This is a genomic window from Bombella pollinis (assembly GCF_026385485.1).
GTDB lineage: Bacteria > Pseudomonadota > Alphaproteobacteria > Acetobacterales > Acetobacteraceae > Bombella > Bombella pollinis.
Genome location: NZ_JANIDX010000001.1, coordinates 324500 through 336765, shown reverse-complemented (window position 1 = coordinate 336765; position 12266 = coordinate 324500). Strand labels below are relative to the sequence as shown.

Below are 12266 nucleotides of genomic sequence, written 5' to 3'. Positions count from 1 at the left end.
GCCTTATAAGCGTTGCTTTAAGGAAAGTCCGGTTATTCCAGAGTTGACGCTTGCCGCCTCTCCAAGGCAAGGATAAGCAACATATTAGGATATGAGAGCAGGATAAGCAGCATGACGCAGCAGCAAAGCGGAAGCCTAGCGACGCAGACAATACGCCACAAACCGCTTTTGCGCGCGTTAAAGGGGGAGGCTGTATGGCCCCCGCCTGTATGGCTGATGCGCCAAGCGGGGCGATATTTGCCGGAGTTCCGCGCGATGCGGGAGCAGGCGGATTTTCTCACACGCTGTATGACGCCGGAGATTGCTGTCGAGCTGACCATACAACCCATCCGCCGTTATGGGATGGATGGGGCGATTTTATTCTCCGATATTCTTATCCTCCCTTGGGCGATGGGGCAGGACCTCCGCTTTGAGGAAGGGCGTGGCCCCGTCATGACGCCCATCCGTGATGAAGCTGACCTCGCTCGGCTGGATGAAGGCCGCGTGATGGAGGCTGTAGCCCCTGTGCGGGAGGCGTTGCGCCGCTTGCGGGTGGAGTTGCCAGCAGAGACAACCTTGCTCGGTTTTGCGGGCAGCCCCTTTACGGTGGCGTGTTATATGGTGGAGGGTGGTAGCTCTCGTGATTTTGCCCATATTCGGGCGATGATGCAGCAGAACCCGGCTTTGTTTGATAAGCTTATGGCGATGCTGACCCGCAGCACGGCGGAGATGCTCTGTGGGCAGATTGAGGCCGGGGCGGAAGCGGTCATGTTGTTTGATTCATGGGCGGGGATTCTCCCACCAGAGGCTTTCCGCCGTTATGTGATTGAGCCAACAAAGCAGATTGTTGCCCATATTCGCGCACGTTACCCTGATGTTCCGTTGATTGGTTTCCCCCGCCTTGGGGGTGTTATGGTTGCGGAATATGCCGAGAAAACGGGCATTAACACCTTAGCGTTAGACACGGTGGCCGATATGGCCAAAGTGGCGGAGATGGTCCCCCCAAGCGTGACCTTACAAGGTAATCTCGACCCCATGATTTTGCTGAATGGTGGTGAGGCGTTGCAGGAAGAAGCGCGCCGTATTCGTGATAGTCTAAAAGGGCGGCCACATGTGTTTAATCTGGGCCATGGGGTGATAAAAACCACACCGCCAGAGCATGTTGCTACATTAGTTGAGACAATAAGGAGCGTCTAAAACATGAAGGACGCCTTAAGAGCGGGCATTAAGCTTGTCATTTTCGATTGTGATGGCGTGCTGATTGATAGCGAAGCCCCTGCTTGCCGTGGCACGGCGCGTTTTGCGCGCTCGGTCGGGCTGGATATTTCGGATGAGGAGGGCATAGCGCGCTTTGCAGGGAAGGCCTTGCCGCAGGTTATTGCGGAGATGGAGGCAGAGCTTGGCCATTCGCTCCCCCCTGATACACATGCCACAATGCATGCGAATTTGGTGGCCTTGATGAAGCAGGGGGTTGAGCCCATAGCGGGGGCTATTACGCTTTTAGAAGCGTTAAAGAAACGCCATATCCCTGTGCGTGTTGGCTCTAACTCCTCTGTGATGGAGATGGAGGCTAAGTTTGGCCATACAGGGATGGACCGCCTGCTCGCACCGGAGCGGATTCATTCAGCAGCGGATATGGGGGCCCCCAAGCCGGACCCGGCTGTCTATCTCCATGGCGCGGCTGAGGAAGGTGTCAGGCCAGAGCAAACCGTGGTGATTGAGGACAGCGATACTGGGGCCGAGGCCGCACGCCGGGCGGGGATGTCGTGCATTTTACTGCGCCCTGCCAGCCATCCGCTGCCGCCCTTTTGGCCAGTGGAGGGGTTTGTGCGGGTAGAGCATTTGGATGAGGTGCTCCCCCTTTTAGAGCCTGTTTTGGCTCCAGAACTAAAACAATAACGCTGGGGAGGGGGGTAATGCAGCTATTTTTACTGACACATCTTAGCTGGTTTGTCGCACTGCATATTATGGCGTTTGTCTCATGGATGGCAGGGCTGTTTTATTTGCCGCGTTTATTTGTCTATCACACGCAAATGGCCCCGAACTCTGAAGAATATGCGCGCTTTTGCCTGATGGAACGGCGTCTGCAACGTCAGATTATGGCCCCTGCGATGGTGGTGACGTTTTTTACCGGGGCTTTGATGGCTTCCCTCCCCGGTGTGGTGGATTGGTCGGCTTTATGGTGGTGGGTGAAGATAGTCTGCCTCTTTGGGATGTTCGCTTTCCATGGGGCTTGTGCGGTATGGCGGCGCGGCTTTGCCGAAGGGCACAACCACCATCGCGAGCGGTTTTACCGCATCGCTAATGAAGTCCCCACCATTTTGATGATTGTGATTGTGATTATGATTGTGGTGCGGCCTTAATAGGGGGAAGGGAAGCCTCCCCCTATTGTGCTGTTAGGCTAACGGGGCCGGGCCGTAGTCATTATCGTGGGGTTGGCTTTTTAAGCAGAAGAAAATAAAGAGCGGAATAGCCCCAATAACCGTAAGGGCCAGCAGCAACCACCAACCAGACCGGCCTACATCATGCAGCCGCCTTACGCTTGTAGTAACGATAGGAAGCGTAAGGGAGAAGAGGAGAATATAGAAGAGAAAGACAAAGTACGCATAGAGGGATAGTGTAATAATACAATCAGCTCCTAATCTAGCATCTATCGACTGTGTGATGGATAAGATTTTAGATATTTCATAAAAATGAAGTGCAATTATTATCATAATAGAAGCGCAAAACAATTTAAGAAGGAACGTAAAGAGGCATAGAAACCAGAAGTCCCCACGTGTTGCACGGCCTGTAAATTTAGCATAGTTGTTAAAGACATTATGCAGGCTTTGTAAAAAGAACGATCTTTTCTTGACCATATTAGTCATCATTATCCTCGAAAATGAGCAAGGGAGAGGGCTTATCCCCTTTAATGGCCCAGAAACATAAAGGGCGTGTTAATGTGATGCAACGGCTATTTATTGGCACGGGGCCGCCGTGTTTTAGGGGGGGCGTACTTCTTTTTAATATAGCTTGCCGTATTTTCGAGGTCGGGGAATAAGGTCATGTCGTTAATCCCGATAAAATCGAGTTCTTTACGGAGATTTTTCTTTGCGTTAGCGGGAATGATGATTTTTATAAGTTTCATACCTAATGGGATGGTTTTATGAAGAGGAATGTCTCCCATTGTTGGGGCTTTAAGACCAAATAAAATAAAGGCCCCTTGTTGGGCAATGAGTCTTTTATTGGTATTGGGTGGGATGACAATAATAGGTTCATCAAGAATTGCTAAATCTATATGCGGTTCAAAAAAGGGTTTATCTTGTCTAATATGTTGTAACAAGGATGGGAAAGGGTATTTTTTATTATATTTGTTTGAGAGACTTTTCATATTCTCTGGGAAATCGTCCTTAATATAAGATTGTTTTTTATGAATTTCCATCCAATAATACTTAAAACAGATAGATATGAAGGTTTTTTCATGTGTATTCATTAATGATATATTTGAATGTATGGTCGTTCTATTGCTTGATGATGTTTTTATGTTTTTTTTGCTGAGGAAATGAATGAACTTGTTGAATTTATCGTCCACTGTTGCATGAAATATTTTATGTGAGAGACTTCCTTTGTCAGAGATTCTATTGGCAAGGCTAATAGCTTTTTTGAGGATAATGTCTCCTTTTTTGTCCTTAATATATTTAGCAACATCTTTAATATAGTCTTCATAATATACAAAAATTGCACAATCTGCTTTAGGTTCAGAGTTTACAGCAAAGTAAAGGGCAACAAGCGGATTTTTTGTAATATCAAGCAATCGGGTGGGGATGCCGAAATGCTGCATACGGACGAGTTTTTCAAAGGTTGTTTTATCATAGCGAAACTCATCCGCTTGGTTGGCTAAGACTTCATGGATGATGTTATCCTCATTTTCTGCGAGTTTGTAAGTTCTAAAAATACCGGGGAGTGGAGACCATTCTGCATCAGCTTGACCACGGAAAAAGAGGGAGGCTCCCGGTGATTGATGGGGCTGTAACTTTTCCAATACCTTCATGTAATCAGAGAGATGAATATCTTCTGGGGCTTTATCAGCGTTATCGAGAAGCTCTTGTATCCAATATTCTTTTACTTCGGGTAGGTTATTGGAGACATCTTCTGGTTGGTCTGTATGTGACATAAGTTATTCCGTAACATTATAATCGGTAAGGTGCTTTACTTCCGCTGCTTTGGGACGGGGCCGTAGCGATTAGCGGTTGGTTGGCTTTTTTGGCAGAGGAAGATGATTAACGGGATATAGCCGATGATGGTAAAGCTGATGCACAGCCACCAGCCGGAGCGGCCTGTATCATGCAGGCGGCGGATGAGGGCGGTGATGGTGGGGATGGTGATGACAGCCCCGCTTATTAGCAAAATAACGTAAAGTATCATCCCTAATAAAAGGCATATTCCGCTATCATAGCGGATATAAAGCTGAGAGAAAATAAAACATAAAACCGATAACGTACAAAGTAATGTGAAGCCTGCTATAAAGCAAGGCCAATATTCAGCACGTGTTGTCCGTTTGCGGATATTCAGTGGATATGTGCAATAATGGTTCAGGCTGCTCTTAAAGAGGGAAACTAGGGATTGCACTGTCATTTTGTGGACTCCTTTCGCAAAGAAGGGCGTTGCGGGCGTTTGCGTGATTTTTTGGCCTTGAGGCGTTTTTCATCAATAAGAGCCCTGCGGATGAGGGTCTTTTCATGATGGCGGAGAAGGAAGAAGGAGCCGACAAGTAGGCTCAGCATAAAGGCGGCAAAGCCAAGTCCGACCGGGCCGGTGAAGCTATCAATCTGGCTACCAAGCTCATAGGGGATGAGGACATAGCACAACCCCCAAAGGGTGCCCCCCAAGGCGTTATAGAAGGTAAAGCTATGCCACGGCATGCGCGAGGCCCCTGCTAAAAGGGCAATGAGAATACGCAGGAAGGCCACAAACCGCCCGACCAACACACCAATCCCCCCATAACGGCGAAAGAGATACCGGCCTAAGACGATGCGGTCATAATGCAGGCCGACTTTATGGCCGTGCTTTTCCATCAAGCGATAACCGAGCTGATAGCCAATCAGATAGCCGATATTATCGCCGATAACAGCCCCGCTAATGGCCGCGATGATGAGGTTTTCCGGCGTGAGGTGATGGGTATGGGAAGCATAAAGGGACGCAAAGATGAGCAAGCTCTCCGCCGGGAGGGGGACGCCCGTGCTTTCCAGTAAAATAATGCCACCGAGTGCTAGATACGCATAAAGGGGGGGCAGATGTTCTAGAAAGGAGGAGAGATGCTGTATCAGGGCAAGGGCTTCCTGTAAGAGGGATGTGCGTTTGCTTTGTGGTAGCACGATAAGGGGGGAGCTCACAGCAAGGCAAGAGCGTTTTATGCAGGAGAGATATTATGATAGCGCGGCGTTCTTCAGGCTCATCTCGTGTGGTGCATCCATGGGTAACCCCAGCATTGATGACGCGTAAAACCCGCAATTTTGCCGAGATTCGTGCTGTAGAAGGCTGGGTCTTATGGCAAGAGAGCCGGCCTGATGAGCAAGGGCGTAGCGTGATTGTCGGGTGTGCGCCAGATGGCAGCTTGCATGACCTCACCCCACCAGACGCCCAGCCGGGGACGGAGATGCATGTTTATGGCGGGGGCGCGTGGGCCGCTATGTATGATGGCGCGGCGATTCATGTGGTGTTTAGCGATAGGAAGCGAGGCGGGTTATGGCGCAGCGTGCAAGGGGGAGAGGCGCAGCCCGTATGTGGTGCGGCTTATGATGAGGGAGGCATTGCTTATTCTTATGCGGACCTAGCCTTCCAAGGGGAGCGGTTGGTCTGTGTGCGGGAGGCGGAACATCCTGATGGGGTGATTCATGCTGAACTTGTGGAGGTTATGCCCTCTGGGGTGGTGTGTTCCCTGCAAAGCGGGGCGGATTTTTACATGGCCCCGCGTTTATCGCCAGATGGGCGGTTTTTAGCTTTCATTGCGTGGCAGAACCCTCATATGCCGTGGACGGAAACCGGACTGTATGTGCAGGACCTCACTGGCGCGCAAGGGACAATGTGCCTCGCCGGTGGGGCGGGACATGCCTGTAGCGTGATGGGCCCGTTTTGGGCGGGGGAGCGGCTTTATGCGCTTTCTGATGGGGTACCAGAGCATGCAGCCGCGGATTATAACCGGCATTGGACGCCCATTGCCTTTGAGGCCAAAGCTGACGCCGCAGGGGAGGAGGTGACCTGGCAGCCTCAGCCCTTACCCCCCGCCCCGGCAGAGATAGGCTTGCCAGCATGGGTGTTTGGGCAATCATGTTGCGCTGCGTTGCCGGAGGGGCAATTATTAGCGCGTGGGGTGCGTCATGGTGTGCCTGTGACGTTGCTTTATCACCCGCAAACAGGCTGGAAGGATGTGCTGATAGGGGCTGTCCCCGATGATGTGCCCGTGCCTGTGGAGGGGGGGAGAGACTTTGCGTGGCTAAATAGCCCTCCAGATGCCCCGCCTTGTGTGATGATGGGCTCTTTAGAGAGTGAGATAGAGGGGCGTATATGTGTGCGGCAGGCCTGGGTGTTGCCTGATGGTGTAACCCCGGCTGATATTGCCGTGCCAGAGACGGTGAGCTTCCCTGTAGAGGAAGGGCCGGGGCCGCTTTATGCACAATTTTACCGCCCTGCCCAAGGGCCACATTGTGAGGCGGTACAGGGTAAGCCCCCGCTGGTGGTGATTGTCCATGGCGGGCCAACAGGGCAAGCACGGACGGACCTCTCCTTTAAGGTGCAATGGTGGACATGCCGTGGCTTTGCCGTGCTGGATGTAAATTATCGTGGCTCTACAGGGTTTGGGCGCGCTTATCGTGCGGCTTTAGATGGCCGCTGGGGCGTGCTGGATGTGCAAGATTGTTGTCGCGCGGTGCAAGGGGTGGTGGATAAAGGCTGGGTGGACCCGCAACGCTGTGTCATTCGGGGGAGTAGTGCAGGGGGGCTAACGGTCCTTTCCGCCCTTGCGCATTCATCTCTTTTTGTAGCAGGGACATCGCTTTATGGCGTGACGGATTTGCGCGGCTTAGTGGCAGAGACGCACCGTTTTGAGGCATGTTATTTAGATGGATTAATCGCCCCTTGGCCAGAGGGCGAGGCGGTTTATCGGGCGCGTTCGCCCCTTTCATGGCCGGCGGCTATCACCGCGCCGGTGTTGTTCCTCCATGGGGATGCGGACCGCGTCGTACCGCTCTCTCAAGCAGAGGCGTTGCAGAGCCAGCTTTCTGCCTCATCGCTGCATATTTACCAAGGGGAGGGGCATGGCTTTCGCTCGGCAGAGGTTATAGCGGAGTCTTTGGAGCGAGAATTGGCGTTCTACCGGGATGTTTTTGCGCAAGCAGCGGTCTAATGGGCTTTGCGTTTTGTATGGCTCTTGCGTGTTGGTCGCTGTGGGCGTTGGGGGAGACGGCGAATCACTGTTAATGCCGTGATGAGCGCGCAAGAGCCGATGAGTGTTACGCCAAGGGCTTGGCCGACCATGACCCCCCGCGGGCCGTAATGGACGCCTATCGCGACAAAGGGAATGGTCCCAATTGTGGCACGCGCCCAATTAAACATGGTCGAATAAAGCGGGTGGCCTAGATTATTAAAGGCGGTGTTAGAGACAAAAAGCAGCCCGACAAACATATAGCTCGCCACGGCCCAATGGCAGAAAAGCTTTACAAGCCCGACTGCATCACCTTGGACGTGGAAGAGATGGAGAATAAGCGGCTCCCCCAGCGCGAAGAAGAGCCAATCCAACCCTACGCAGAGGGCGGTGAGTTTGAGGGCGGCAAGGAAGGTCTCTTGGACGCGCTGAGGCAGGCATGCTCCCAGATTTTGCGCCATGATGGGGCCAACTGAGCCTGTAAGGGCAAAGACAAAGGCAAAGGCGACAGGGACCATGCGGTCCACCACCGCTTGGCCAGAGACAGCCTCCAACCCAAAGCGGGACATCGCATGGGTGACGATGAGATTGCCGATGGGTGTTGCCATATTCGTGCCGATAGCGGGCAGGGCGATGCTGCCAATATCGCGGCTAGCATGGGGGATAATTTTTAGGCGGGGGCGTTCGAGCATGTCATGCCCGCGGAGATTAAGGAACCCGCTTAGTGAAATCACACAACGGGAGAGGACGGTGCTAATAGCTGCCCCTTCTAAGCCTAAATGGAAGCCGAAGATTAAGATGGGGTCGATAATCACCGTACAAGCGGCCCCTGTGAGGGTAACGCGCATTGCCCGCCCTGCATCCCCAACAGCGCGGAGAAGGGAGGATAGAGCCATCCCTAAGCAGACGAGGGGTAAAGCAGGGGAGGTGATATACATGAAGTGGGAGGCGTGTTTTAGGGCCTCCCCACGGGCCCCAAGGAGGACGAGGAGGGGGTGAGCGAGTAACGCCGTTGTGACCCCTAGGGCGGTCGTAACAACCAGCATGAGGACGAGAAAGGCCGAGGCGTGACGCCGCGCACGGAAATGGCGGCATGCCCCAATGAGCCGCCCCGTATTGGCCCCAAGGCCGATGGACATACCGAGCGAGACAGCGACTTGGACAAAACCAAGTGAGGTCGCAAAGGCAATAGCGGCGGTGAGGGTGGGGTCATGCAGATGTGAAATATAGAAGAAATTGAGCAGATCGACAAAAAAGACGGCCATCAGCCCAATAGCCCCCGTCCCGGCCATGGTGATGACATGGCGCATAATATTGCCATGGACAAACCGAGCGTGCCGCCGTTGATGCTGCGCTTTTGCGCAGGGCGAGCGGTCCTTCACGGGGGAAGGAGAGGGGGCAGACGGGGCATGGCGGGCATGATGCGGCATTGTGGCCTATTGTGCCTTGTTTATAGAAGAAGGGCCAGTGCTGAATTATACGCCACGTTATTGCATGTTGTGTTAGGCGGGCTCAAAACCAGCTTGCCGGATGAGGGCATTAATCTCTGCCTGTGGGAGTGGGGCAGCCTGAAAGAGAATACGCGCTTGTGGCGGCTCTAGCGTGACAGTTGCTTGTTTGATGGCGGGGGAGGCCTCTAACACGCGGGTGAGCGCACGCACGCAGCCTTCGCATGTCATGCCAGCAACGGAGATGGTTAGGGGAGTCGTCATGAGGGATGGTCCTTTTTTAGAGTGCGATTAAGGGAATGTCTTTCCAAAAAGGAAGAACCTTTCTAATCTGGTGTCGTCTGTAAAAGGAGAAAAGGCGTCTCATGCCTATGTGGTCATTTTGGCGGGTGATGATGGGGGTGGTGCTGTGTCTGCTGATGCAGCTGCCAGCTTTTATCATGCCCTCTGCAATGGCCGATGGGATGGAGCCGCCTATGATGAGGGTGGAGAGCGCAGCGGTGATGAGGGCGGGGCCTGTCTTAGCTCATGAAGGGCGGGAGACAGGGGCTATGCCTGCCTGTTGTCAGGGTCATCATAGCGTGTGTGATGCAGGCTTATGGCCTGCTGGCCAGGGGCTGCATCCTATGCCCTTTAGGGGCACAAGGCTGCTTGTTTATCAGGATTGTATCAAAGCGCGTTCATTATTGGCCGCGCCGTGGCGTCCTCCGGCTTTATTACCTGTTTGACCGCGTTTTATGGCGAAGCTGGGAAGGCTTAGCCGTTCATGATGTGTCTTTTTAGGTAATATATAATGTCATCTTATCATGTGCCACGCCGTCAGTTTTTGGCGGGGTTGGGTGCGGCTGGGTCGGGCCTAGTTACGCCGTTAGGTGCGCGGGCAAAGGGGCGGCAAACTGCCCCAGCTGCGCCTTTGCTACCACCGTTGGAGTTTGAGCTTCACATCACGCGCCGGACGATGCATATCGCAGGGCAGCATGGTGTGGGTTATTGTGTGAATGGGCACATGCCCGGCCCGCTTTTGCGTTGGCAAGAAGGGCGGGAGGTGGTCATCCATGTTTATAATCATATGGATGAGCCGACTGCTCTGCACTGGCATGGGGTCCGTCTGCCGAGTGCGCAAGATGGTGTGCCGGGGCTAAGCTTTGCTGGGATTCCACCGCGGGGGCGTTATACATATCGCTTTCCTGTTCAGCAGAGTGGGACATATTGGTACCATAGCCATATGGGCCATCAGGAATCCGCAGGGCTTTACGGGGCGTTGATTATCGAGCCTGCGGGGGCCTCTCTCCTGCCTAAAGCGGAGCGTGATTATACAATTCTCCTCTCTGATTGGTCTGATGTTTCAGCCGCGCAGATTGTTGCTAATCTGAAGATGCAGGATGATTATTATAATTTCCGCCAACGGAGTATAGCTTCCCTGCCGCAGGAGAGCCGTGCTGCTGGGGGATTAGGGGCTGCGTTAAAGAGCCGCTTGCAATGGTCGCATATGCGGATGAGCGCGACTGACATCTCCGATGTAAGTGGTGTGTTGTATCGTTATTTAATGAATGGCAAGCCCGCGCAGGAGGGGTGGAGTGGGTTATTCACCCCCGGTGAGCGCATCTGCTTACGGGTGATTAACGCTGCGGCGATGACGTTATTTGATGTCCGCATCCCCGGCCTTACCATGCAGCTGGTGGAGGCCGATGGGAATCCGGTTGTTCCGGTTAATCTTGATGAGTTCCGCATTGGGCCGGGTGAGACATATGCGGTGTTACTCACCCCACAAGAGGGTAAGCCCTATACAATCTTTGCCCAAAGTGAGGACCGTACTGGCTATGCGCGTGGGACATTAACACCGCATGAGGGGCTTTTAGGCTCGCTCCCTGCGATGGACCCCAGGCCTGTGCGGGGTATGGTGGATATGGGCATGGCCATGCCTATGAAAAACGGGGCCGCGAAGATGGCGATGCCCCCCACCATTGCCCGCGCCCCGGCTGATGAGATTGATGACCCCGGCCCGCCCCCTGTGAATGTGGAGAATCAAAATGTTGCAGCTCACCCGATAGAGCGCGTCACAAGCCCTGGTGATGGGTTGGAAGGGCTGGGCCGCCGCGTCCTTGCTTATAGCGACCTCATCGCCCTGCGTCCTCCGCCGGACCAACGCCCGCCCTCACGCGAGATTATCTTACATCTGACAGGCAATATGGAGCGGTATATATGGGGTTTTAACGGGCGGAAATATTCCGAATCCGGGCCGATTCACCTCGCTTATGGGGAGCGTGTTCGCTTTACCATCATTAATGATACGATGATGGAACATCCGCTTCATCTTCATGGTCTGTGGAGCGAGTTGGAGACAGGGGCGGATGACCAGCATCGCCCGCTCAAACATACGGTTATTTCCCAACCCGGCTCCCGCATGAGTGTGCTTGTAACGGCGGATATTCGTGGGGTTTGGGCGTATCATTGCCATCTTATGTATCACATGCAAACGGGGATGTTCCGTGAGGTGGTGGTGTCATGAAACACATCACAATGATAGGGGCTGCTCTTGTGGTGGGCCTCGCTGTCACGCCGCTTCATGCTGAAGATATGGGGGATATGGATATGTCTGGCATGGATATGGCGGATATGACCATGCCCGCTAAGAAGCCGAACCCAAAAGCACCGCCTCAACAGGGGCCTCAGCAGGATAAGACGCAAGCCGCTCCGCTTGCGCCTGTAAAAAAGACGCCGCGCCTTGTGCATAAAGCGGTAGATGCGCCCGGTGAGCCGGTGGTGGATATTGGCCATCATCTACAGGGGATGGATCAAGGGCGGTGGTTTCATGGTGTGTTGGATGAGTTTGAAGGCCGCTATCAAGCGGGTGGGCGGTCATCTTTGCGGTGGGATGGTGAGGCTTGGTATGGTGGTGATTATAACCGCCTCTGGCTTAAAACAGAGGGCACTATGACAAAAGGGCGGGTGCGCGATGGCGACCAAGAGCTTCTTTATAGCCGGGCGATTTCCACCTATTTCAACCTCCAAGGTGGCGTAAGGTTAGACCTTGATAGCGGCCCAACACGTGCGTGGGGAGCTGTTGGGATAGAGGGGCTGGCCTTGTATCAGTTTGAGGTCCAAGCGACAGGGTATTTTAGTGACCGAGGCGTGGCTGGGCGGTTTGAAGGCTCTTATGATATTCTTCTTACCAATCGTCTCATTCTTCAGCCGCAGGTGGAGCTAAATTTGTATAGCCGAGCGGATAAACAACGGCGGATTGGCTCTGGCCTTGCGGATATCGATACCGGGTTGCGTCTGCGCTATGAGTTATGGCGCAAAATGGCCCCTTATGTGGCCGTGACGTATGATTCCCCCCTGACCCAAGGGCGGCATATGGCCCGCCGCCGTGGGGATAAAGCGAGCGAAGCGCGCTTTACATTCGGGATTCGGAGTTGGTTCTAAGGTAGGGAAGGTTG

The 12266-nt window shown here is 53.4% G+C and carries 13 protein-coding genes; 7 read left to right on the top strand and 6 right to left on the bottom strand.

Going from position 1 to position 12266, the window contains the following annotated elements; translation table 11 throughout:
* Positions 1-111 precede the first annotated feature (111 nt).
* From hemE to hemJ, 3 genes are read left to right on the top strand one after another with little or no spacing between them, the layout of a single operon-like run.
* On the top strand, positions 112-1176 hold the full coding sequence (gene hemE, locus NQF89_RS01570) for a uroporphyrinogen decarboxylase (RefSeq protein ID WP_155579772.1): 1065 nt from the start codon (positions 112-114) through the stop codon (positions 1174-1176).
* Between the two features lie 3 nt (positions 1177-1179).
* A complete protein-coding gene (locus NQF89_RS01565) occupies positions 1180-1878 on the top strand; it encodes an HAD family hydrolase (protein WP_266137344.1) in 699 nt (232 codons plus the stop codon).
* 17 nt (positions 1879-1895) lie between these two features.
* Positions 1896-2342: a protoporphyrinogen oxidase HemJ gene (gene hemJ / locus NQF89_RS01560; protein ID WP_155572522.1), complete on the top strand. Its 447-nt coding sequence runs from the start codon at positions 1896-1898 to the stop codon at positions 2340-2342.
* A gap of 33 nt (positions 2343-2375) precedes the next feature.
* On the opposite strand, the gene NQF89_RS01555 is transcribed toward hemJ, so the two are convergent.
* The 4 genes from NQF89_RS01555 to NQF89_RS01540 all read right to left on the bottom strand — a co-directional run bounded on the left by NQF89_RS01555 (position 2376) and on the right by NQF89_RS01540 (position 5351).
* Positions 2376-2837, bottom strand: coding sequence for a DUF805 domain-containing protein (locus NQF89_RS01555; protein WP_266137382.1), 462 nt, complete (start codon positions 2835-2837; stop codon positions 2376-2378).
* A gap of 95 nt (positions 2838-2932) precedes the next feature.
* On the bottom strand, positions 2933-4132 hold the full coding sequence (locus tag NQF89_RS01550; protein WP_266137343.1) for an FRG domain-containing protein: 1200 nt from the start codon (positions 4130-4132) through the stop codon (positions 2933-2935).
* 35 nt (positions 4133-4167) lie between these two features.
* Entirely contained in the window at positions 4168-4593 is a 426-nt protein-coding gene (locus NQF89_RS01545; protein WP_266137342.1) for a DUF805 domain-containing protein, read from the bottom strand.
* The gene (locus tag NQF89_RS01540) at positions 4590-5351 is read right to left on the bottom strand and encodes a DedA family protein (protein ID WP_266137341.1); all 762 of its coding nucleotides are present in this window, start codon (positions 5349-5351) and stop codon (positions 4590-4592) included. Before NQF89_RS01540 ends, NQF89_RS01545 begins: the two co-directional genes overlap by 4 nt.
* Positions 5352-5386: 35 nt before the next feature.
* Here NQF89_RS01540 and NQF89_RS01535 point away from each other — a divergent pair, with 35 nt between their 5' ends.
* Positions 5387-7360, top strand: a complete 1974-nt coding sequence (locus NQF89_RS01535; protein ID WP_266137340.1) for a S9 family peptidase — start codon at positions 5387-5389, stop codon at positions 7358-7360.
* On the opposite strand, the gene NQF89_RS01530 is transcribed toward NQF89_RS01535, so the two are convergent.
* Positions 7357-8808: an MATE family efflux transporter gene (locus NQF89_RS01530; protein ID WP_230873355.1), complete on the bottom strand. Its 1452-nt coding sequence runs from the start codon at positions 8806-8808 to the stop codon at positions 7357-7359. The two genes, NQF89_RS01535 and NQF89_RS01530, sit on opposite strands and share 4 nt — an antisense overlap.
* Positions 8809-8880: 72 nt before the next feature.
* On the bottom strand, positions 8881-9090 hold the full coding sequence (locus tag NQF89_RS01525; protein WP_155579766.1) for a heavy-metal-associated domain-containing protein: 210 nt from the start codon (positions 9088-9090) through the stop codon (positions 8881-8883).
* A gap of 101 nt (positions 9091-9191) precedes the next feature.
* Between NQF89_RS01525 and NQF89_RS01520 the strand changes: the two genes are divergently transcribed.
* From NQF89_RS01520 to NQF89_RS01510, 3 genes are all read left to right on the top strand, one after another.
* Positions 9192-9554, top strand: coding sequence for a hypothetical protein (locus NQF89_RS01520; protein ID WP_266137339.1), 363 nt, complete (start codon positions 9192-9194; stop codon positions 9552-9554).
* Between the two features lie 65 nt (positions 9555-9619).
* On the top strand, positions 9620-11335 hold the full coding sequence (locus NQF89_RS01515) for a copper resistance system multicopper oxidase (RefSeq protein ID WP_266137338.1): 1716 nt from the start codon (positions 9620-9622) through the stop codon (positions 11333-11335).
* Entirely contained in the window at positions 11332-12252 is a 921-nt protein-coding gene (locus tag NQF89_RS01510; protein ID WP_155572529.1) for a copper resistance protein B, read from the top strand. The genes NQF89_RS01515 and NQF89_RS01510 overlap by 4 nt, the downstream gene beginning before the upstream one ends.
* Positions 12253-12266: the final 14 nt, after the last annotated feature.

Coding starts and splice junctions, on each gene's coding strand:
- hemE (WP_155579772.1), top strand. CDS start 112: ATGACGCAGCAGCAAAGCGGAAGCCTAGCGACGCAGACAATACGCCAC.
- NQF89_RS01565 (WP_266137344.1), top strand. CDS start 1,180: ATGAAGGACGCCTTAAGAGCGGGCATTAAGCTTGTCATTTTCGATTGT.
- hemJ (WP_155572522.1), top strand. CDS start 1,896: ATGCAGCTATTTTTACTGACACATCTTAGCTGGTTTGTCGCACTGCAT.
- NQF89_RS01555 (WP_266137382.1), bottom strand. CDS start 2,837: ATGGTCAAGAAAAGATCGTTCTTTTTACAAAGCCTGCATAATGTCTTT.
- NQF89_RS01550 (WP_266137343.1), bottom strand. CDS start 4,132: ATGTCACATACAGACCAACCAGAAGATGTCTCCAATAACCTACCCGAA.
- NQF89_RS01545 (WP_266137342.1), bottom strand. CDS start 4,593: ATGACAGTGCAATCCCTAGTTTCCCTCTTTAAGAGCAGCCTGAACCAT.
- NQF89_RS01535 (WP_266137340.1), top strand. CDS start 5,387: ATGATAGCGCGGCGTTCTTCAGGCTCATCTCGTGTGGTGCATCCATGG.
- NQF89_RS01530 (WP_230873355.1), bottom strand. CDS start 8,808: ATGCCGCATCATGCCCGCCATGCCCCGTCTGCCCCCTCTCCTTCCCCC.
- NQF89_RS01525 (WP_155579766.1), bottom strand. CDS start 9,090: ATGACGACTCCCCTAACCATCTCCGTTGCTGGCATGACATGCGAAGGC.
- NQF89_RS01520 (WP_266137339.1), top strand. CDS start 9,192: ATGCCTATGTGGTCATTTTGGCGGGTGATGATGGGGGTGGTGCTGTGT.
- NQF89_RS01515 (WP_266137338.1), top strand. CDS start 9,620: ATGTCATCTTATCATGTGCCACGCCGTCAGTTTTTGGCGGGGTTGGGT.
- NQF89_RS01510 (WP_155572529.1), top strand. CDS start 11,332: ATGAAACACATCACAATGATAGGGGCTGCTCTTGTGGTGGGCCTCGCT.